The organism is Streptomyces sp. NPDC027185, from assembly GCF_055567035.1.
Genome location: NZ_JBVHRF010000002.1, coordinates 707,507 through 728,291 on the forward strand (window position 1 = coordinate 707,507; position 20,785 = coordinate 728,291).

General features: G+C 72.7%; 16 protein-coding genes. 7 read left to right on the top strand and 9 right to left on the bottom strand.

Annotated features, from left to right (window positions below):
• Positions 1-55 precede the first annotated feature (55 nt).
• Both ACZ4M8_RS08295 and ACZ4M8_RS08300 read left to right on the top strand, forming a co-directional pair.
• Complete coding sequence (locus tag ACZ4M8_RS08295; protein WP_467604451.1) at positions 56-292, top strand: hypothetical protein; 237 nt, start codon at positions 56-58, stop codon at positions 290-292.
• Positions 289-423: a hypothetical protein gene (locus ACZ4M8_RS08300; RefSeq protein ID WP_467604454.1), complete on the top strand. Its 135-nt coding sequence runs from the start codon at positions 289-291 to the stop codon at positions 421-423. The genes ACZ4M8_RS08295 and ACZ4M8_RS08300 overlap by 4 nt, the downstream gene beginning before the upstream one ends.
• A gap of 41 nt (positions 424-464) precedes the next feature.
• Here ACZ4M8_RS08300 and ACZ4M8_RS08305 read toward each other — a convergent pair whose 3' ends face one another.
• Positions 465-3,113: a P-loop NTPase fold protein gene (locus ACZ4M8_RS08305; RefSeq protein ID WP_467604455.1), complete on the bottom strand. Its 2,649-nt coding sequence runs from the start codon at positions 3,111-3,113 to the stop codon at positions 465-467.
• Between the two features lie 362 nt (positions 3,114-3,475).
• Between ACZ4M8_RS08305 and ACZ4M8_RS08310 the strand changes: the two genes are divergently transcribed.
• A complete protein-coding gene (locus ACZ4M8_RS08310; protein ID WP_467604456.1) occupies positions 3,476-4,684 on the top strand; it encodes a pyridoxal phosphate-dependent aminotransferase in 1,209 nt (402 codons plus the stop codon).
• 458 nt (positions 4,685-5,142) lie between these two features.
• Here ACZ4M8_RS08310 and ACZ4M8_RS08315 read toward each other — a convergent pair whose 3' ends face one another.
• The 6 genes from ACZ4M8_RS08315 to ACZ4M8_RS08340 all read right to left on the bottom strand — a co-directional run bounded on the left by ACZ4M8_RS08315 (position 5,143) and on the right by ACZ4M8_RS08340 (position 11,256).
• Entirely contained in the window at positions 5,143-5,865 is a 723-nt protein-coding gene (locus ACZ4M8_RS08315) for a type I-E CRISPR-associated protein Cas6/Cse3/CasE (RefSeq protein ID WP_467604459.1), read from the bottom strand.
• On the bottom strand, positions 5,862-6,731 hold the full coding sequence (gene cas5e, locus ACZ4M8_RS08320; protein WP_467604460.1) for a type I-E CRISPR-associated protein Cas5/CasD: 870 nt from the start codon (positions 6,729-6,731) through the stop codon (positions 5,862-5,864). Before cas5e ends, ACZ4M8_RS08315 begins: the two co-directional genes overlap by 4 nt.
• The gene (locus ACZ4M8_RS08325; protein ID WP_467604462.1) at positions 6,728-8,053 is read right to left on the bottom strand and encodes a type I-E CRISPR-associated protein Cas7/Cse4/CasC; all 1,326 of its coding nucleotides are present in this window, start codon (positions 8,051-8,053) and stop codon (positions 6,728-6,730) included. Before ACZ4M8_RS08325 ends, cas5e begins: the two co-directional genes overlap by 4 nt.
• A gap of 32 nt (positions 8,054-8,085) precedes the next feature.
• Positions 8,086-8,634: a type I-E CRISPR-associated protein Cse2/CasB gene (casB, locus tag ACZ4M8_RS08330; protein WP_467604464.1), complete on the bottom strand. Its 549-nt coding sequence runs from the start codon at positions 8,632-8,634 to the stop codon at positions 8,086-8,088.
• A 16-nt stretch (positions 8,635-8,650) separates the two neighbouring features.
• Positions 8,651-10,174 carry a type I-E CRISPR-associated protein Cse1/CasA gene (locus ACZ4M8_RS08335; RefSeq protein ID WP_467604465.1) on the bottom strand — a complete coding sequence of 508 codons (1,524 nt, stop codon included), beginning with the start codon at positions 10,172-10,174 and terminating at the stop codon, positions 8,651-8,653.
• Between the two features lie 905 nt (positions 10,175-11,079).
• Positions 11,080-11,256: a hypothetical protein gene (locus tag ACZ4M8_RS08340; protein ID WP_467604468.1), complete on the bottom strand. Its 177-nt coding sequence runs from the start codon at positions 11,254-11,256 to the stop codon at positions 11,080-11,082.
• A gap of 179 nt (positions 11,257-11,435) precedes the next feature.
• Here ACZ4M8_RS08340 and ACZ4M8_RS08345 point away from each other — a divergent pair, with 179 nt between their 5' ends.
• Positions 11,436-14,792, top strand: a complete 3,357-nt coding sequence (locus tag ACZ4M8_RS08345) for a P-loop domain-containing protein (RefSeq protein WP_467604470.1) — start codon at positions 11,436-11,438, stop codon at positions 14,790-14,792.
• A 220-nt stretch (positions 14,793-15,012) separates the two neighbouring features.
• Positions 15,013-15,432: an SCO4983 family protein gene (locus ACZ4M8_RS08350; protein WP_467604471.1), complete on the top strand. Its 420-nt coding sequence runs from the start codon at positions 15,013-15,015 to the stop codon at positions 15,430-15,432.
• 118 nt (positions 15,433-15,550) lie between these two features.
• Here the strand turns inward: ACZ4M8_RS08350 and ACZ4M8_RS08355 are convergent, their stop codons facing one another.
• A complete protein-coding gene (locus ACZ4M8_RS08355; protein ID WP_467604474.1) occupies positions 15,551-17,371 on the bottom strand; it encodes a phosphoenolpyruvate carboxykinase (GTP) in 1,821 nt (606 codons plus the stop codon).
• 455 nt (positions 17,372-17,826) lie between these two features.
• Here ACZ4M8_RS08355 and trhA point away from each other — a divergent pair, with 455 nt between their 5' ends.
• Both trhA and ACZ4M8_RS08365 read left to right on the top strand, forming a co-directional pair.
• Positions 17,827-18,555, top strand: a complete 729-nt coding sequence (gene trhA / locus ACZ4M8_RS08360; RefSeq protein WP_467604475.1) for a PAQR family membrane homeostasis protein TrhA — start codon at positions 17,827-17,829, stop codon at positions 18,553-18,555.
• Positions 18,556-18,560: 5 nt separating this feature from the next.
• Complete coding sequence (locus tag ACZ4M8_RS08365; RefSeq protein WP_467604478.1) at positions 18,561-19,313, top strand: TetR/AcrR family transcriptional regulator; 753 nt, start codon at positions 18,561-18,563, stop codon at positions 19,311-19,313.
• 128 nt (positions 19,314-19,441) lie between these two features.
• Here the strand turns inward: ACZ4M8_RS08365 and ACZ4M8_RS08370 are convergent, their stop codons facing one another.
• Positions 19,442-20,782, bottom strand: a complete 1,341-nt coding sequence (locus ACZ4M8_RS08370; protein ID WP_467604480.1) for an amidase family protein — start codon at positions 20,780-20,782, stop codon at positions 19,442-19,444.
• Between the last annotated feature and the right edge of the window lie 3 nt (positions 20,783-20,785).

Here is a 20,785-nt window from a genome sequence, read left to right on the forward strand (position 1 = left end):
GATGCGCGCCACGCTGTGAGCAGTTCGTCACAGACCGCACAGGAAGCCGACGCCCATGCCGCACGCCTACCACTACCCCCGCCACGACGACATCGACGACTGCCTCACGGAACTCCGCACCGCGCTCGCCGCGCACGGCATCACGCTCCCCTCCCTCGGCATCGATCTGCCGTCGTACGCCGGGAGTTACACCGCCCCGCTCATCGCCCTCGGGAACTGCAACACCGCCACGGCCCGGCGCCTCTCCACCGCCCTCCACCAGGCCGTTTCCGGGACAGGTACGGAACGGTGACCGCCGAACGCAACGGGGAACGCACCCCGAAGCCACCACCGCCCGGCCCCGAGGACACCCGCCGGGCGGAGCTGGCCGAGGACGTCCGGCGGCTCAACCGCTGGTCGTCCGGCGGGGGCGGACGCCGCTGAAGCGCGCGCCCCGTACGCCTCCGTGCGCGGGGGCGCGCCCGTCACTCCGCGTGAGCGTCGCCCTCGGCGGCGCGGCGGCGTGCCGCCTGCGTCTCCTCGATCCAGTCGAGCAGCGTCCCGGCCCGGTCGGTCACGCCGAGCGCCCCGACCTCGTCCGCCCGCCGCTGCCGTTCGGGGGTGACCTGTCCGACGAAGAAGCCGATCGGGCCGTCGTACAGCCCCTCGTCGCGCAGGCGGCGGGCGAGGGCGAAGCCCGCGTCCGGGTCGCCGTCCCGGGTGGCGTCGGAGAGGAGCAGGTCCACCCGGCGGGCGGCGACCCGCGCCACCACCTCCGCGTCGGTGGTCACCACCTGGAGGTCGGCACCCCGGCGGCGCAGCTCGGTCATCCCGGGCAACGCGTCGGGGTCGTCATCCACCCACAGGACCGCGAGGTCCAGCTCCGGAGCCTCGGCCGGCGGTGGGCCGGTCAGCGGGACGGGCGGGCCGGTACGGGGCTGAGGGAGGAGGAAATCCCTGGTCGGGGCCGGTTCCGGAGCCGGGAGGGGGGCATCGATCGCCGGGCCGTACTCGGAGCGGTCCGCCGCGCGCCATCTCTGGTACAGCTCCTCGTCGTATCCGCCGGGCGGCTGGTCCGGTCGCCCCGGCCGTCCCATGGTGCGGCGCCGTTCCTCCAGGACCTCCAGCACCAACTCCCGCAACGTCGCTTCCTGGTTGGTGAGGCCGGCACCCAACGACGCGGCCCGGTCCTCCCGCTCCGGACTCTGCCGGATCGTGTAGAAGATCACCGGCCCGTCGTACAGCCCCTCCGTCTGGAAGCGCTCGACCATCACGAACCCGGCGGTGTGATCGCGGCGGCGGCTGATGTCGGAGATCAGCAGATCGGGCTTGCGTGAGCGCAGCTCGGCGACCGCCTCCCGGCTCGACTCCGCGTGCCGTACCCGCACCCCTCCCAGGTTCCGCAGCACCGTCGTCACCTCGGCCTTGCGGTCGGGCTGATCGTCCACCCACAGCACATCGAGCGGCGGCCAGGGATGCCCGGGTTCGCCGTACGCCCCGGGCCTGACCCGGAACCGCTGCCCCCGCCCGTCCGGCGCCCCTTGCCCCTGCGGCACGGCAACCGGACCGACGCTCCCGTACGGGCCGTCGTCCCGGTACGCCGCCGCCCCGGGGTACGAGGCCGACCCCGGCCGGAACGGCTCCGGCCGCTGTGCCACCCGGAACTCCGGCGGCAGCTCCGGGTATGCCGCACCCTGCGCCGGGACGGCGTCCGGGCGCCCGCCCTCCGGCGCCGTCACCGGCCAGGCCAGCGGCGACCCGTCGGCGTCGAGCCCGTCCCGCATCCCGGCCAGCACCTCCCGCAGCGGCTCCCAGGCGGCCGACATCCGGGCCGGGCCGTCCCCGGAGAGCACCGGGCCCTCCCGCAGCCGCAGCAGCAGCCGCGCCGCGTCGTCCAGACCCGTCAACTCGTCGATCAACGACGTGAAACCGGCATTGAGCACCAACTCCGGGAATTCACGCGGTAGTTGTCGCTCCAGCACCGCCAGCGTCTCCGGCCCGAGCGTGTCCGGCCCGTCCGGCAGCACCAGGTCGTACCGGGCGACGAACTCCGCCGCCTGCGCCGCGTCCTCCTCGGACACCGCCCCGCGCGGCGTCAGCAGCGTCCGCCGCACCTCCCGGTACGTACGGAACTCCGCGACCACATCGCCGTCCACCGTCCCCGACGGGCCGGTCATCATCCGGTAGAAGTCCGGATAGAAGTACTGGAGCAGCAGCGTGCGCAGCACCGCGTCCGGGCCGAAGTCGCGCCAGACCGGGTTCAGCGTCGCTTCCAGCACGAAGCCGTTGACCAGGCGTTTGATCCGCCGTGGATTGCGCGCGCTGCGCTGCGCGAGCAGTTTGACCAGCGCGTCGTCCAGCAGCGGCGCGACGCCCGCGGTCCGGGCGCACCAGCGGATGTACTCCTCGACGCCCCGCCCGTCCGGAGCCGGGATGCGGAAACTCGTCTGGAAGATCTTCTCCATGAACGCCGACCCGGCGGGCGACAGATCCCGCAGCAGCCCGTTCGGCCCCATCGCGGACCGGTCGCAGCCGACGACGAACGCGAGCCCGGGGACGTCCAGGTAGACCTTCACCGCCTCGCAGACCGCGAGCACCGTCTCCTCCGAACAGCGGTCCAGGTCATCGATGAACACGACCAGCATCCGCCGCAGCTCCCCGGGACGCTGCGCCCACTCCCCCACCAGCTCCCCGATGGCCGTCCGCATCTCGTTGCGCGCCTGCGAATTGACCGACAGGCTCTTCCACAACTCGTCCACCAGCCCGGCGACGCCCAACGGCCCCGCCGCGACCGTCGTGACCGCCCGCACCGCCCGCCACAGCGCCCGCTGCTCCGTGGCCCGCTGGAGCCCGCGCCGCAGCACCCGCCGGTCGAACCGCATCAGGACCGACTTGATCAGCCCCTCCAGCGCGTCCGCGCCGGTCGAGGTCCACGCGTTGTACCAGACGGTGTGCACTTCGGGCTGCGCCGTCAGCTCCGCGTCCACCAGCCGCATCAGACTGCTCTTGCCCATCCCCCAGCCGGCGTCCACCGCCAGCGTGAACGGCGTCGCCGGGCGCGAGGCGACCAGCAGCCCCGCCAGCCGCCGCGCCGCCGCCTGCGCCCCGAGCAGATCCCCGCCCGCCTCCGTCACCGGCTCATCGCTGAGCAGCGAGAACGGAGTGCCCCCGCTCCCCGGGAGATCGCCCCCGCCGTCTCCGCCGCCGTTCCGCCCCGCCGCCATTCCCGCCCCCGCACCGCTGTGCCGCCCGCTGCCACGTCCGTCCGCGCGCCCGTACCCGTTCGCGGCGCCGCGCGCACCCGACCGGGCGCCGGCCGCCGGAGCCCGGAGCGTACCGCCGGACCGGCCCGCCCACCGCCGCCCGACGAAATCCGCAGGTCAGCGGCGGCCGGCCGGACCACCCCACCGCCCCGCCCGGCCCCTTCTTCCCCAGCGGCCCGAACGTGGGCAAGAACACCGGGCGGCCGCCCCCGGGCGCCCGTAAAGTGGCGGACATGCAGGTCATCCAGTCAACGAAGCTCGCCAACGTCTGCTACGAAATCCGCGGCCCGGTGCTGGAGGAGGCGATGCGGCTGGAAGCGGCAGGCCACCGCATCCTCAAACTCAACACCGGCAACCCCGCCGCGTTCGGCTTCGAATGCCCGCCGGAGATCCTGGAGGACATCCTCCGCTCCGTCGGCACCGCCCACGGCTACGGCGACGCCAAGGGCCTGCTCTCCGCCCGCCGCGCGGTCATGCAGCACTACCAGACCAAGGGCGTCGAGGTCTCCGTCGACGACATCTACCTCGGCAACGGCGTCTCCGAGCTGATCCAGATGTCCATGCAGGCGCTCCTCGACGACGGCGACGAGGTCCTCGTCCCCGCACCGGACTACCCGCTGTGGACGGCCTCGGTCTCCCTCTCCGGCGGCACCGCCGTCCACTACCGCTGCGACGAGCAGGCCGACTGGATGCCCGACCTCGCGGACATCGAATCCAAGATCACCGACCGCACCAAGGCGATCGTCGTGATCAACCCCAACAACCCCACCGGCGCCGTCTACGACGAGACCCTCCTGACCGGCATCGCCGAGATCGCCCGCCGCCACCACCTGATCGTCTGCGCAGACGAGATCTACGACAAGATCCTCTACGACGGCGTCACCCACACCCCCTTCGCCGCCCTCGCCCCCGACCTGCTGACGCTCACCTTCAACGGCCTCTCGAAGGCGTACCGCGTCGCCGGCTACCGCAGCGGCTGGCTGGCGGTCTGCGGCCCCAAGGCCCACGCCACCTCGTACATCGAGGGCCTGACGATCCTCGCCAACATGCGCCTCTGCGCCAACATGCCCGCCCAGCACGCCGTGGCCACCGCCCTCGGCGGCCGCCAGTCCATCAACGATCTGGTCCTCCCCGGCGGCCGCCTCCTCGAACAACGCGACACGGCGTACGACCTGCTGACCCAGATCCCCGGCGTCACCTGCGTCAAGCCCAAGGGCGCCCTGTACGCCTTCCCCCGCCTGGACCCCAAGATCTACAAGATCACCGACGACCGCGAGCTGGTCCTGGATCTCCTGCGCGCGGAGAAGATCATGATCGTGCATGGGACTGGGTTCAATCACCCGACGCCGGATCACTTCCGGCTGGTGACACTGCCCAACAAGGACGACCTGACCGAGGCGGTCACGCGGATCGGGGCGTTTTTGGAGGGGTACGGGAAGTAGGGGGCGCAGACGTACGACGCGGAGAGAAGCCGCAGGTCGGGGAGGGTGGGGCCCGCGGGCGCGGGAATGTCCCCGAGTGCCGGTGGCTGACCTCGTCCGCCGAGGGATGAGCCCCGCGAGCGCGGGGATGGACCCCACTGCAACGCGTTCGTCATCGTCGACGAGGCGTACGCCCCGCGGGTGCGGGGATGGGCCGAGCAGGTCACCGGGGCGGAGTTGAGACACCGTACGCCCGCGACGCGGGGATGGCCCCGCCTCGCCACCGGTCTCCGGCTCGGTCCGCAGCAGGCCCCGCGACGTGGGGATGACCCGTGGATGCCGTATTCGTTCACCGTCTCCACGAGACGCCCCGCCGCCGCGGGGGTGGCCCCGACATCGCGGCCCTCCGGGGTTCACGTCTGGTCCGCGCCCCGCGCCCGCGGGGAGGCGACGAGGGGGGCGACGGCCGCCGCCCTCCCCTACCGCACCACCACCATCCCGCACCCGTAAGCCCGCCCGTGCCCGATTCCCCTGGTCAGGACGGATACGAACGTCTCCGGGTCGGTCACCGTCAGCTTGCCGCGGATTTCGGCGCGGGTGAGGCGGAGGCCCTTGTGGGGGGCGGGGCTGGAGATACGGGGGAGCATGCGGATGGCGAGGGTGCCGGGGTCGGTGTCGGCGCCGATGCGGGTGAGGCCGTCGGGGGCGACGGGCGGTTCTCCGACGGGCTGGAGGCGGCGGGCGAACCACTTCTGCACGTGGTCGGGGCGCGTGTGGGCGACCCGTACGCCCCGGGTCTTCGGCGGTGCGCCGGGCGGCGGCGGCTTGCTGTGGACGGGATTGACGACCGTCCGGAAGCCGACCGTCTCGCCCGCGCCGAACGTCCGGTCCAGCGTCAGCGTCTCCGGCTCGGCGGCCAGCGCCTGCCGGGGGATGCGGCTCCAGTCGCCGGGCACCTGCGACTGCACGACGAGGGCGAGCCGCGCCTCGCGGAGGTTCAGCGTCCAGGTCGAGAGGATGCCCATCTGGGCGCGGGGGTCGCGGCTGCCGTCGTCGACCCAGCCGGGGAAGCCGCTCATGACCGTACGGTGCATGTCCTGCGCGTCGATCAACGACTTGGCGGTGTACGGATGCCTGGCGTCGAGCGTCAGCAGGGTCTGGGTGGCGACGAACCGGGCCCCCGCGGGGCGGGGCGCGTTCACGGGATGATGTTCCAATCGCGGGCGAGCGGGTGGATGTCGACGCGGGTGCGGGTCTCCCAGCGCGGGGCGTGCCGCGCGCCGTCGGCGTGGAAGTGCACCGGCTGGTCGGCGACGGGCGCGGCGCCCGGCAGCGGGGTCCGGCTCTCGGTCCAGGCCCACGGCCGGTCGTCCCGCAGCCGCGCGGGCGCCTCGGTGGGCGACGGCAGCAGCGCCACCGACGCGAAGACCTCGGCGAGGGTGCCGGGCACCACGTCCAGCGTGATCTGCCCGGACGGCGGGCAGGACTTCCGGCCCAGCCACAGCAGCCGCGCGGGGTGCTCCAGCGCATGGCCAATCCGCTCCAACCACGGACGGTCCGGGCCCTGAAGGCCCACCAGGAACGCGGCGTCGGCGAGGTACCAGCGTTCGGTGATCATCGCGTTCCGGCGGAGTTCGGCCGAGACGAGCGCCCCGGACCGCGGATCGGCGGCGATGCGCTTGGGCGCGCCGTACCAGCCCTCGATCTCGTGATGCCCGAACGCGTCACCGGTGCCGGCGTCCGTGGTGTGTGCCGCGGCGGCCGCCCGGCGGTGGTCGGTGACGAGGTCGCGGGGGCGCAGCGGATACCTTCCGGCGCCGACCGTGTGGTAGTCGCGGACCGGTTTGCCGGGGTGGTCGGCGCGTACGCCGAAGAGCAGCGGGGCGAGCCCGGCGAGCGGGTCCGGCTCGCCCGGCGCCGCCTCGCGCGGCAGGCCGAGTGCGGCGGCACACATCCCTATGACACCCGATTTCGTGGGCCGGGTGTGGGTGTCGCGCCGCCAGAACCGGCTGGCCACGCCCCAGGACTGCAGCGGCGCCGCGAGCCGCAGGAGCAGCACATGACTCACGGCGTCAGCTCCCCGATCGACGCGACGGACGCCACGCCCGACGCCTTCAGTACGGCGTCGATCTGCGGGTCGTACGTCAGGAAGCGGGCCGTTTCGAGGTCCGGGCGGCGTTCGCTGACGAAGGCGTGGTGGGCCAGCAGCCGACGGACCGCCGCCGGGCCCGCCGGGCCCTCGCCGCCGGGGCTCTCGTCGATGGGGAACTGGAAGGCGGCGGCGTAGTTGTAGGGCCGGTCCCCCTCGAAGGCGAGGACGAGCGCGGGCAGCGACCCCGTCGACGCCGTGGAATTCTTCTTCGCCTCCGGAAAAGCCTCCACGAACGCGTTGACGAATTCCTTCTCCGCCGCCCCGGACGCCTCCTCCGCCTCTTTCCGCGCCATTCCCGCGGCCCGGAGGTTGTTCCGCAACTGGACGCGGTCGAGAACGGCGTGCCGGTAGAAGGTCCCGGAAATCAGCGACTGATAACCGGTCATTCCGGCCCCGGAATCATCCGCGGAATCGAGGAAGTCCAGTGCGTTGCGCTTCCGTTCGAGCTTCGCGTCATCGGCCGCCGCGTAGAAGTCGTCCATCTGCTCCGCCTCGTGGACGGTGAAGGCGTGCCCGCTCTGCACCGCGCCGTCCACGTTCGGAGAGTCGGCGATCTCGGCGAGGAACCGCCCGTAGAGGGCGATATCGATGGCATCGCGCGGCGCGATGGCGAGCAGCACGGCGTCACGGTGGTTCTTGGGCAGCGTGGGAAGGGCCGGCTCGGTACTCCCGGTGGGCGCCTCCTCCGGCGCGGGTTCCGTCTTCCGCCCGCCCTTACGCGCCGCCTTCTTGGCCAACTCCCCCTGGGCACGCAGATAACCGTCCCGCCACTGCCGTAGCTCGTCGGCGTGGGCGTGCACATGGGCGGCGATCCGGTCACCGGCGTCGTCCGGCGCGAAGAGCAACACCTTCGTCAGGTTCGCGACCGTCTTCTTCGCCGGGTCGCCGAACTTCAGCCCGGTCGCCTCGATCACCGCGCGGGTCGTGGCGATGGCCTCCTCCCGCTCCCAGCCGTGCGCGCTCTGAAGCGCCTTCGCGGCGATGAGCGCCCACTCCCGGGTCCGCAGCCCCGTGCTCCGCCCCTCCAGCGCACCGATTCCCGCATTGGCCCGCTTCCGCGCGTGCACCCGCTCGGCCCGCCGCCGCGCCTGACTGCTGATCATGTGCCGCTCCACCCCGCCGTAGACGAAGCTCTTCGGCGACCCGTTCTCATCCCGTACGGGCAACACCGCGACCAGCGTCTCCAGCAGATGCAGCGAGAGAAACCGGCGGCTGCCGCTTCGGGGTTCCTCGGTCACGTACTCGCGTCCTTCCGTTTCTTCGTCCACGTCTACTCGCCCGTCCCGCTCCGGGCTCCCGGCCCGCTCCGCCGCCCCTGCGGCTCGTGGAAGTCCACCGACCATCCGTAGGCGACCCGCGCCCGGCGGTCGTACCAGCGAGTCAGATCATCGGTGAGTCGCGTCCAGGAGGGCGGCGCCTGCTCACAGGAGCGCAACCGCGTCACCGTGTGCTGCAGATGCCGCCAAGGGATGCGCCGGCTGGCGACCACCCGCGCCAGCAACCGCTGCGCCCCGGGGTTGTCGGGCCCACGCCCCACCCCGTCCCCGATCCGCCGCGCCGCCGCCCCGAGACTGCCCGAACCGTACGAGGGGACGGAGCGCCCCTGGTGATAGACCCCGAAGAGGAACGCCACCTTCTCGAAGGTCTCGCGATGCCCTTCCGAGGCGAACCACCCGGCCCGGATATGGGCGTCGGTGGGGCGGGTGCGGCGCAGGTCGGCGAGTTGACCGTATTCGCGGTTGTGCACAAGATGCGTCAACCAGGCCGTGAGCTGTTCGCTACCGCGCTGGTCGGGGACGGGGGCCGTCCATTCCGTCATGCGCAGTCTCCCCTCTTCATCGCGTGTACGTCTCCCCCCGGACTTCGGCGGGCGCCTTAGGGGAGACCAGGTCATCGCGGAACCGCCGCTCGGCACGGGCGCGGGCGTGTAGCCCCTTCTCGTTGCGAGGCAGCGAGTCGAGGCGGTTGCGCAGGAATTCCCCTGCAAAAAAGCGGAGTTCGCGCGCGTACTCGAGCAGGGAGAGCGGTACGGGTTCGCCGCAAGCCGTCGCCTCGAGCAGCCGCAGGAACGGCTCCTCGGCAGCTGGCCAGAATTCCTGCCGCGCATCGAACCGATCCTGCTGTGCGGGCCGGTCGGCGGGCTTGGGGTTCGGATACTGCATCTTCCACGCTGCGTACGCCGCCCGTTCCAACGAGCGGGCCAGATACTCGGCGATCTCCGATCCACGCCGCGAGGCTACGCACAGCTCCTCACCCAAGCTCGGCGCGTACGGAAAGGCGCCCTCCGTCCAGGACGAGGCGACGGTCTTGTTGGCAAGGAGGCCGACGGCCCACAGCATGCAGGCCGGACCGTCGCCACCCTCCGAAAAAGGCAGGCGACTCAGCCGCCCGAACAACCCCGTCGTCTCTTCCCTGGCCGCGGTGTACAGGGCGTGGGCGTCACGCCACAGGGCACGGGTGGGCGACGGCCACAGTGGTTTGACGTGACCGTTCAGCTGCCGCATAGGAACGGCGTCCTCGAGGTCGCGCTCCGGGTCAAGGTCAAGGAGTTCGCCCGCACCGATCAGTACCCGATCGACCACGACGGGCTCGCCGTCCTTGCCCGGCGCCGGCCTCAGCAACACCGACCGGCCGAGGTAACTGTGCAGGTCAGCGGGGCCCGAGGTGGGGCGGGGCGGTGGCTTGACGGTAAAAGTCCGCCGCTCCACGCCATCGTCCGTCCAGGAATTGTTGAACCGCCCGGCAGCGCCACCGGCCGCCGGATAGAGGTTCATTCGCAGAGTGTCACCAAGCGTGCACCCCTGCACCACGACGCGAATCCTGCCCTGGAGCCGCCCGGCAGCAAGGTTGGTCAGCTTCGGACCCAACTCCTTACCGGAGATCCGCGCCCGGCCGGCCAGCCCGTAGACGTGCTGCGTCAGCATCGCCCGGAAAGCCTCGGCGGCGGTCAGCTGCGTGGGATGTTCCAGATGATGGTGATCGAGGAACTGGACGTAATCACCGACACGTTCCAGAACCAACTGCGCGGGGCCGGTACCGTGCTCCTCCATCAAGGGCTTCAGGAGACTGTTCTGCCCCAACGGCCGCTCCGGGTGGAAGAGGTCCCACGCGTCACAGGACTGTACGGCCAGCCATTCCGCAACCGCCCCGAGCCCGCGCCGCTCAGCGACCCACATCCGCCACTCGTCGGTGGACGTGGGAAAGGCCCCCGAGGCGAAGCAGATCGCGAGCAGGTAGTCGAAGAGGGCGACACCTTCACCAGGAGTGGTACGGGAAATCCCACTCAACTCTTCAGCATGGGAAAGCACTTCCAGCAGAGAAAGGTCCGCCACCTCGCCCTCCAGACTGACGGCTGGCACGCAGGGCTGATACCTCGGGTCCCAAGAGGGGCGCTCGTCAAAGGAGGGATATACGTCGGGCAAGGCTGACTACCAGTCTCATCAAGCATCACGTAGGGCGACCGATGAGACGCTAACAGTTATGCGAATGAAGGCGGGCGGGATCGGCGGATCCCCTCTCGCCATGGAGGTGAGAGATCGCCAGCCCCCGCTCACGCGGGGAAGAAAACGCGCCCGAGCCACGAACGCACGTGACGGGCCACTCCTGCACAAGCAGGAACGATCATTGGCAGAACAAGCCGCGTGTACCGAACTAAAGCAGGATGAGCTCGGCAGTATGCAATGCTGCATCGACCGGCCCGCGCCGCCACCCCGGCAAGGGTGGCGGCGCATGAATGGCTGCACGATCGCACGCATCCGCGACTACGGATGTTCCCGAGCGGCCATCCGGTAGGCCGGTCTCGGCACGTCAGGCCGAGACCGGCCACATCAGCACGTGGCGCACCCCGCCGGCTCCCCGGGCCACATCAGGCACAGGCAACACGACAGGCCCCACCACCACCAGCAGCAGGTCACTCTCGCCCTACGCCCATAGCTGCGGCCACGTCGTTTCCAACCCTTTCCCCCTCCTTCATGCGCGAGCAGCACGATTCGCACAAATATCTCCTCTACCGCCATCGCGAAGTGCGGCGCACCCCGTCTTCAGCAGATAGTGACTCCCAGTCGGCCACAGCTTCGGCAGTGCCACGCCCCCCATTTGGGTGAAGACCTCCTGCAGCAGCAGGAACCTCAAAGGGATCGCGCCACTGGCGCGCGTGACTTCCGTTTCGCTGCAACTCACGCGCGCATGTGGCGCGACCCCCTCTGTCGCTGCAATCAGGAGCACAACCACCCACACGGAGCAATCGAAAATCCCCGTGCCCCTCTCATCGCCGCCCCCGCCCCACCATGATCCGCAAGGTTGCCCGGGCGTCGCGGCGGCGGTCCGGGGCCGGGGCGAGGACGGAGGTAAGGGCGACGGTGGCGAGGACCGCGGTATAGGTGGCCGTTTCGGCGGCGGCCAGGGCCGTGGCGTCACGGAGGAGGGTGGAGAGGACGGACATGGTGAAGCCTTTCGGTTGCGCCCGGGGGTTCGTCCGCTGGGCTGTGGCATCACTTTGGCTGCCGAGGAGGCCCGTCCTCCAGGCCGCATCTCCTCGCCTCGTTATGAAGTTTGCAGGTCAGAGCGGCGCGCCGGATACATAGTGAACTGCAGATGAAGAGAAGTGGGGGAATGGTGAAGATGTCTGATCTGTCCCAGGCGTGGCAGCGGGTCGTCGCGGAGTGGGGCATCGCGCGGTTCCTGGCGGCGCCCTTCAGCGGTGAGACCGAGTTGGCGGCCACCGGGGCGTTCATCCGTGCCGAGGACGGTGACGGGCCCTCGTACCTGTGGTGGCAGGGGCCGCCCGGCGCAGGGAAGTCGGCCCTGTTGAGCCGGGCCGCGGTGGGACAACCTCCTGAGAACGTCGACGTCGTGGCCTTCTTCCTCTCCGCGGCCGAAGGCCGGGACAGCGCCGGTGACTTCGTACGGGAGATGAACCGGCAGTTGACGCGGCATCTGGGAGGGCGGGTGCCCGGCGCCCCGGGCGGCATTTCCCCGCGAGCGCTCCAGGTTCTGTACCGGCAGGCGGCGGCGCGTTCGGCTGCTGCGGGGCGCACCTTGCTGATCGTGGTGGACGGGCTGGAGGAGGACGCCGCGTGGCGCGAGGGCATTCCCGACGGGGAGCGTCCTCGGCACAGCATCGCGGCGCTCCTGCCCCACGTCCCGAAAGGGGTGACGGCCGACAGGAGCGCGGGCGCGATCCGTGTCCTGGTCGCCGGCCGTCCCGCCGCGCGGCCGCCCGCGGATGTGCCGAAGCCGCATCCCTTGCGCAGGCCGGGGACGGTACGCCTGCTCAGCACCCGGGAGTCCGAAGACGGCGCCGTCCACGCCGTACGGGAGGCATGGGCCCGGCGGAACATGTCAGCGGTGGAGGAGAAGGTGCTCGGGCTGATCGCAGTGGCGGGGCCGGGGCTGCGGGCGGAGGATCTGGCGCAGGCGGCCCGGGTCGGACTCGGTGTGGTCAAGCGGCTGTTGCGGGAAGGGGGTGGCCGGTATCCGGTGCCGGACGGATCGGGAGCGTGGCCGGGCGGGCCCGGTGCCGAAGCAGCGGTACGCGTCGCACGGGAGCGCGCCGACGCCGGGACGCTCGCTCTCTGTACCGGCCTGCTGCACACATGGGCGGACTTCTGGCAGGGCGAGCAGTGGCCCGAGGACACACCGCCGTACCTCCTGGGGCCCTACCCGCGTCTGCTGTCCGGCACCGACCGCCTCGCTCCGTACATCCTCGACCGGCATCGTCAACTGCGGATGGTGGCGCGGGGGCGGGTGGGCGAGGCACTGGCACAGCTCACGCTCGTGGCGGAGGCAGGCGGCGGCGACCTGGGAGTTTCCTATCAGGTGGCCCTTTCGCGGGCACTGCTCTCCTCACGCGCCCGGCGCGTACCGCGGGAGTTCGTCGGACTGTTCGCGCGTGCCGGTGAGGCGTGCCGTGCGCGGGAGCTGGCGCTGTCGGCGCCGGACCCGGCGGACCGGGCGGTGCTGCTCACCGACGTGGCCTTGGCGCTCGGTGGCGTGGCGGAGGCCGGGGAGGCCGCCGAGTGGGCGGGCGAGGCGCTCAGGACCGCACCGCTCGGCGCCGAGCGGGACGCGCGGCTGGAGGCGGTGGCCCGCGCGGGGTACGCGTTCCGGGGCCGCGGACTGCGGGATGCGGGCAACGCCGTGTTGCGTGCCGTCGTCGCCTGCGAGGCGATGGCGTGGCGGTCGCGGATCCGCGCCGCGCGGGAACTGGGGGCGGAGCACGCGGATCTGCTCTCCGGACTTCCGTCATACGCTGCCGAGTTGGCGGCCCGGGGTCCCGAGGAGCAGGCAGCGGCGCTGGAGATCTGGACGGAGGTGGCGCGGGGCGCCCGGGACGAGGCCGCGATCGCCGCGCGCGACGGCGTCGAGGAGTTCTGTGACGGGCTGGAGCCGCAGACCGATCTCGTACAGATCGGTCTGCTCGCGCTCGGGGCCTGCGCATTGCTCCCGAACCGGCGGCGGAGGGGTCGCGAGCTGGCACGGTCGGCGCACCGCGCCCTGCTCTCCGCCTTTCAGAACCCCGGAGCGCTGCCGGATGCCGCTCGGTCTCAATTCGCCCTGGAGCTCGGGACGGTACTGACGTACGTGGTCCAGGCGATGCACGCGGCAGGCCTGTCCACCGATGTCCGGCATCTGCTGGAGGCGGTACCGGCCACGGCACGGCGCGACCTGTTCGACGAGGACGCCGTGGCGGAGGCCTGGCGAGCGTCGGACACCGCTCTCGCGGCCGAGGGGAAGGGGAAGGGCGGAAAGAAGGCGCCGGACGACACCGAACCGCCGCCGGAGTACCTGACACCGAACGAACGGGACTCCCTTCGGGAGGAGTTGGCGAAGCGGCCCGAGGCGGGACACCGGCTTCTCAACCACGCTTTCGCGCGCTGGTCCGGTCATGAACCGGTGGCGGACACCGCCACCTGGGGGCCGGCCCTGGTCGGCGCCCTCGCCGCGACCGGACACGCAAGCGTGGCGGTGAAGCTCGCCGGGCGGGCGCGGGGCCCGGCCGGGGCGGCCAGCGGGTCGGCCGTCGTCGCGATGCACTGCGCGGTCGGCGGACACCACGCGGATGCCGGGCGGTACGCGCGGGAGGCCGCGGAGCGGGCCGGGACCGCTCCCGACGCGGCGGTGTGCGGGCTCCTCGCTCAGGCGTTCGCGTACGCCGGGGAGGAAGCGGCCGCCCGGACATGGATGGAGGGCATGGCGCGGGCCCCTCACGACCGGAACGCGCAGGCATGGGCGGCGGTGGCCGTGGGACTCGCCCGGTACGCACCCGAAGCCGCCGATGCCCTCGCCGAGGAGCGACTGGCCCCTCCGCGCCCGAACCTGCCGACGATGCCGGACGTACCCCGCATGCGGGACGCGGCGCTGCGGCGAGTGGTCGCGCTGCTGCCCGCCCTGCCCGACCCGCGCCACCCGGACACACCAACACACACCGCACTCCGGAGGCTCTGCGGCACCGGCGGAACGGTCCTCCAGGACCGGGATCCCCACACCGCGCTGCTCCTCCTCCTGCTCCACGAGACCGGCTGCTGTCCCGGCCTCGTACCGCAGAGTCAGATCCATGCCTACGAGCGCCACCTGGCCGCCACCCGTCTGGCGAGCGGCCGACCGATCGCCGAATGGGCGGTCCTCCAGGCCGTCCGCGGCGACGTCCGGGCGGCGCGGGCCACGGCCGGACTCGCCGGGGCGCCGGACGAGCGGGCCGCGGCCCTCGCAGCGGTGGCGGCCCACCTCGCGGGCGTCCCCGTGATCGTTCCGCTCGCGGAGGGCTGGTCCCCGCAGCGGGTGCCCGTGCTCCGCTACCTCGCGGTCGCCGGTGCCGTCGGCCCGGAGTCGTCCCGTGACGAGGCCGAGGCCCGGCGCCTCGCGCAGGAACTGCTGGCCGGTCCGCACTGGCGGTACGCGCTCCCGCTGCTGCCCCGGCTGGCGCCGGAGAGCGCCGCGCCGCTCGCGGAGCTGGCCCTGGCGCATACGCGGCCGTGAGGGCGGAAGCAGGGCGGCCGGAACCGCTGGCGGCCGTTACGGATACGGGCAGGGCCTCGCGGCGCCCGTGCGGGCCCGCCGTCGGGGACGCCGCGCGCCGCCGGCCCGGGGGCCCGCAGCCACGGAGGCCGCCTCCGGCTCACGCCTCTCCCGAGCCAGGCCAACTTTAGACTCGATCTAAGCTAAGATAGTTTCCTGGACGTATTCAGGAGGCTGTCCCATGTACGAACCGATCCGTTCCAAGTCGGTCCACACCATGGCCGCGGCCGGGGACTTTCCGCACCGTTCGCGCGCGGAGGAGCTGGACATCCGCCTCGCCGGGCATCTGACGGCGCTGCTGACGGTCACCGATGAGCTGCGGGCGCTGACGCCCGGGGCCGACGGGGAGGCGCTGGCGGCGGCCGCCGAGCGGATCGCCGGGCAGGTGGCGCGGCTGCGCGGCGGGCGGTATCCGCTGCGGGCCGAGCCGACCGGCGGGGAGCCGGCGCGGGCGCGGGCGCTGCACCAGCGGGCGTACGCCCTCGCCGGGCACGCGCTGACCGTCGCCACCTCGCGGAACGACGCGGCGGCCACCGCCCTCGCGACCGAACGCCGCGCGGCCCACGCCGCCCCGTCCCTGCCGGACCTCGCCACGGCGTGAGCGGTCAGGACGGACGCCGGGCCCGCCCCGGCACCCGGACACACCGAGGGGCCCCGCACCGCACAGGTGCGGGGCCCCTCGGCCCGTTACGGCGCGCCGTCACACGGCGCCACCGGACTCACCCCAGCCGCCGCACCAGCGCCCGGTACTCGTCCCACAGCTCCTTCGGGGTGTGGTCGCCGAAGGTGTTGAGGTGTTCGGGGATCAGGGACGCCTCGTCGCGCCAGACGTCCTTGTCGACGGTGAGGAGAAAGTCGAGGTCGGCGTCGGAGAGGCCGAGGCCGTCGGTGTCCAGGGCGTTCTTCGTCGGGAGGACGCCGATGGGGGTTTCGACGCCGTCGGCCTTGCCGTCGAGGCGCTCGACGATCCACTTCAGGACGCGGCTGTTCTCGCCGAAGCCGGGCCAGACGAAGCGGCCCTGGTCGTCCTTGCGGAACCAGTTGACGTAGTAGATCTTCGGCAGCTTGGCGGGGTCCGCGGACGCGCCGACCTTGAGCCAGTGGCCCATGTAGTCGCCCATGTTGTAGCCGCAGAACGGCAGCATGGCGAACGGGTCGCGGCGCAGCTCGCCGACCTTGCCCTCGGCGGCGGCGGTCTTCTCGGAGGCGACGTTCGCGCCGAGGAAGACGCCGTGCTGCCAGGTCAGCGACTCGGTGACGAGCGGGACGGCGCTGGCGCGGCGGCCGCCGAAGAGGATCGCGGAGATCGGCACGCCCTTGGGGTCCTCCCACTCGGGCGCGATGATCGGGCACTGGCCGGCGGGGACGGTGAAGCGGGCGTTGGGGTGGGCCGCCGGGGTCTCGGAGTCCGGGGTCCAGTCGTTGCCGCGCCAGTCGGTGAGGTGCTTGGGCAGCTCCTCGGTCATGCCCTCCCACCAGACGTCGCCGTCGTCGGTGAGCGCGACGTTGGTGAAGACGGAGTTGCCCCACATCGTCTTCATGGCGTTGGCGTTGGTGTGCTCGCCGGTGCCGGGTGCGACGCCGAAGAAACCGGCCTCGGGGTTGATCGCGTAGAGACGGCCGTCCTCGCCGAAGCGCATCCAGGCGATGTCGTCGCCGATGGTCTCGACCGTCCAGCCCGGAACGGTCGGCTCCAGCATCGCGAGGTTGGTCTTGCCGCAGGCCGACGGGAACGCGGCCGCGACGTATTTCGCCTCTCCCTGCGGCGGGGTCAGCTTGAGGATCAGCATGTGCTCGGCGAGCCAGCCCTCGTCGCGCGCCATGACGGAGGCGATGCGCAGCGCGTAGCACTTCTTGCCGAGCAGCGCGTTGCCGCCGTAGCCGGAGCCGTAGGACCAGATCTCGCGGTCCTCGGGGAAGTGCGAGATGTACTTGGTGGTGTTGCAGGGCCAGGGGACGTCCTCCTGGCCGGGCTCCAGCGGGGCGCCCAGGGTGTGCACGGCCTTGACGAAGAACCCGTCGTCACCCAGCTCGTCGAGGACGGCCTGGCCCATGCGCGTCATGGTGCGCATCGAGACGGCGACGTACGCGGAGTCGGTGATCTCGACGCCGATCGCGGAGAGCGGCGAGCCGAGCGGGCCCATGCAGAACGGCACGACGTACATCGTCCGGCCGCGCATCGAGCCGCGGAAGACGCCCTGCTCACCGGTGAAGATCTCCCGCATCTCGGCGGGGTCCTTCCAGTGGTTGGTGGGGCCCGCGTCCTCCTCCTTCGCGGAACAGATGAAGGTGCGGTCCTCGACGCGGGCGACGTCCCGGGGGTCCGACGCGGCGTAGTAGGAGTTGGGGCGCTTGACGGGGTCGAGCTTGGTGAACGTGCCCTTGTCGACGAGCTCTTCGCACAGACGCTGGTACTCCGCCTCCGAGCCGTCGCACCAGACGACCCGGTCGGGCTGGGTGAGAGCCGCGATCTCGTCGACCCAGGCGATGAGTTCCTGGTGACGGGTGAGGGTGGTGGGAGCCGCGTTGTCGCGCGCCACGATCGCTCCTAGATGAGGGTGTGGACGGATGGCCGCCGGGCCCGGCCGAAGGGCGCCGGCCCGGGACATCCGCTTCTTTGGTTGGTTGCCCCTTGGGGGCTGCGACCCGGACGCTTCGTGACCGCTCATCCGGTGCCGACCGCACTCATTTGATCATCCGACCCCGGCGGGCATCTGTCCAGGGGGCCTCGTGGTGACCGTCACCACTCGCGTCCGTACGTACACCCGCGGCGAAAAGCCCTCGTCAAGCGCGTACCAAGCGCACGTCAAGCGGGACTTGGCGCCCGCGTGGAGAAGGGGGCCGCGTCTTTCTCGCGCCACCGCTCCGGGCGCCACCCGTCCGGCCCGCGGCGCTCACCCGACCGCCCCGGCACCCCGCCCATCCGGGTCCGGCCACCCCCGGCCGGGTGGTCGTCCGACCGGGAACTTACGGTGCCGTAGATAGCATGACCGGCATGACTTCCGCGCCCGATGCCGCAGCGAGCCAGTCCCCCTCCGCGCCCGCGGCGGCCGAAGCGGTCCCGGCGGCCCCCGCCGCGGCGACCTCTCCGCTCAAGCCCCGGATGCGGGGATGGCTGCACGCCGGGATGTTCCCGGCCGTCCTGCTCTCCGGCGTCTTCCTCACCGCACTCGCCGACAGCACCCGCGGCCGGGTGGCCTGCGCCGTCTACACGCTCTCCGCCTGCCTGCTGTTCGGCGTCAGCGCGCTCTACCACCGCGGGAACTGGGGCCCGCGCGCCGGCGGTGTGCTGCGGCGCCTCGATCACGCCAACATCTTCCTGATCATCGCCGGTACGTACACCCCGCTGACGATGCTGCTCGTCCCGGGCAGCCGCGGGCAGATCCTGCTGTGGGCGGTGTGGGCGGCGGCGCTCGCCGGGATCGCGTTCCGGGTGTTCTGGGTCGGCGCGCCGCGCTGGCTCTACACCCCCTGCTACATCGCGATGGGCTGGGCCGCCGTCTTCTTCCTCCCCGACTTCCTGCGCACCGGCGGTATCGCCGTCCTCGTCCTGGTGATCGTCGGCGGTCTCCTCTACAGCGCGGGCGGCGTGATCTACGGCATCAAGCGCCCCAACCCGTCCCCGCGCTGGTTCGGCTTCCACGAGGTCTTCCACTCGTTCACGCTGGCGGCGTTCGTGGTGCACTACGTCGGCATCTCGCTGGTCGCCTACTCGCACGGCTGACACCGGTGACCACCGACCGCGCCACGCAGCGGCCCGCCGCCGGGCTGCGGGAGCGGAAGAAGCTCCGCACCCGGCAGGCGATCCGCGACGCCGCCTACCGCCTCTTCGACGCCGAGGGGTACGACGCGGTCTCCGCGGAGCGGATCGCGGAAGCGGCCGACGTCTCCCCCAGCACCGTCGCGCGGTACTTCCCCGCCAAGGAGGACATCGTCCTGCGGGACGGGTACGAGGACCTGCTGGTCGCGGAGGTCGCCGCCCGGCCCTCCGGGGAACCGCTGCCCCGGGCGCTGCGCGCCGCCGCCCTCGCCGTGGCCGCGCGGCTGTCCGCCCGGGAACTGCGCGAGCTGCGGCGCCGCGCCCGGCTGATCCGCGACGTCCCGGCCGTCCGCCGCCGCACCGCCGACCACGCCGCCCGCGCCACCGCCCGCCTCGGCACCGTCCTCACCGCCCGTACCGGCCGCCCCGCCGACGACCTGGAGACACGGGTGATCAGCGCAGCGCTGGTGGCCGCCCTCCAGGAGGCGCTGCTGCGCTGGGCGGACGGGCCCGGGGCGGCGGGAGCGCGTCCGTCCGCCGCCGCCCGGGGCGAGGAGTTGGGGACGCTCATCGGTCAGGCGCTGGACGTCCTGGTGCGGGGGCTGGTCCCGACGCCGGTGACCGGGCCGGCGCCGGTGCCTGCGCCCGCGGGCCCGCCACCGCCGTCGCCTTCCGCGTCGCCGGCCTCGCCCGCGTCCTCGTCCTCGTCCTCGTCGGAGTGACGCGGCGCGGCCCGCGCCGGACGGACGCGGAATCCTCCGCCGGAGAAGCCCTCCGGGAGCGCCACCCCCACGTGTGACGGCCCTTCCCGGCGCGGTACCCGCCCCGGGGTGAACGGACCGGCCGGGCCTCAGCCCGCCGCTCTCCCGCCCTCTGCCGCGCCGCCCGCGCGCAGCGCCTCCTCGATGCCCGCGGCCCAGGCGAGTACGGCCGGGTCGGAGCCGGACGGGCCCACCAGCTGGAGGCCGAGCGGCAGCCCGTTCGCGGCGCGTCCGGCGGGCAGGCTCACCGACGGCAGACCGGCGTTGCTCCACGGCAGGCACATCACCGACGTACCGGTGGAGGCGAGGCCGAAGGGCGCCGGGCCGGTGGCCGCGGGGGTGATCCACGCATCGACACCGGCCGCCCGCCGGTCCGCCTCCAGCCGCGCGCGGAACTCCGTCCGCCGCGCCCGCGCCCGCGCGTACGCGGCGTCCGTGACGGCGTGGCCCTCGTGCAGCGCGTTCGCGGTCTGCTCGCGGTAGAGGTCGCCGAAGCGCGCGTACCACTCGGTGTGCGCACGGGCCACCTCGTAGCGGTTCATGGTGAACAGCTGGGTGACGACCGCCTCGAAGTCGTCCATCACCGGCACCTCGACGACGGTGTACCCGGCGCGCCGCAGCACCTCCCGCTGCGCCTCCAGCGCGGCCAGCGCCACGTCGTCCGCGCGGCGCAGATACGGGCCCGCCGGCACGCCCAGCACCGGCGGCGGTCCGGACGGCGGCGGCTCGGACGGCCAGCCGTCGCAGAGCACCGGGGCGGCCAGCGTGACGCCCGCGACGTCCTGCGCGTACCAGCCGACGGTGTCGAAGCTGACGGCGTTGGGGATCACCCCGGCGACCGGGACGCGGCCGAAGGTCGGTTTGAAGCCGGTGATGCCGCAGTACGCGGCCGGACGGATCATCGAGCCGACGGTCTGGGTGCCGAGGGCCAGCGGCACCATGCCCGCCGCGACCGCCGCCGCCGAGCCGCTGCTCGAACCGCCCGGCGTGTGGGCGACGTCGTGCGGATTGCGCGTCGGGCCGGGCGCGGTGACCGCGAACTCCGCCGTCACCGTCTTCCCGGCGAGCAGCGCGCCCGCCGCGGCCAGCCGGTCCACGACGGCCGCCTGCGGTCCGGCGAGCACCCCGGGCGGCAGCGCGGAACCGGCGCGCGTCGGCAGTCCGTCGGCCCGGATGATGTCCTTCACCCCGACCGGTACGCCGTACAGCGGCGGCTTCGCGGGGGCGTCCGCCCACGCCGCGGCGGTGCGCTCCGCCGCGGCCCGCAGCCGGGCGCGCCGGTCCGGTTCGGGGACGAAGGCGAGGAGGTGCGGTTCGACGGCGTCGATGCGGTCGCAGGTGCGCCGCGCCGCCGCCACCGGGTCGTCCGCGCCGGACCGCAGCGCCGCGGTCTCCTGAACGAGTGAGCGATGCCGGAGCAAGCTGTCCACGGC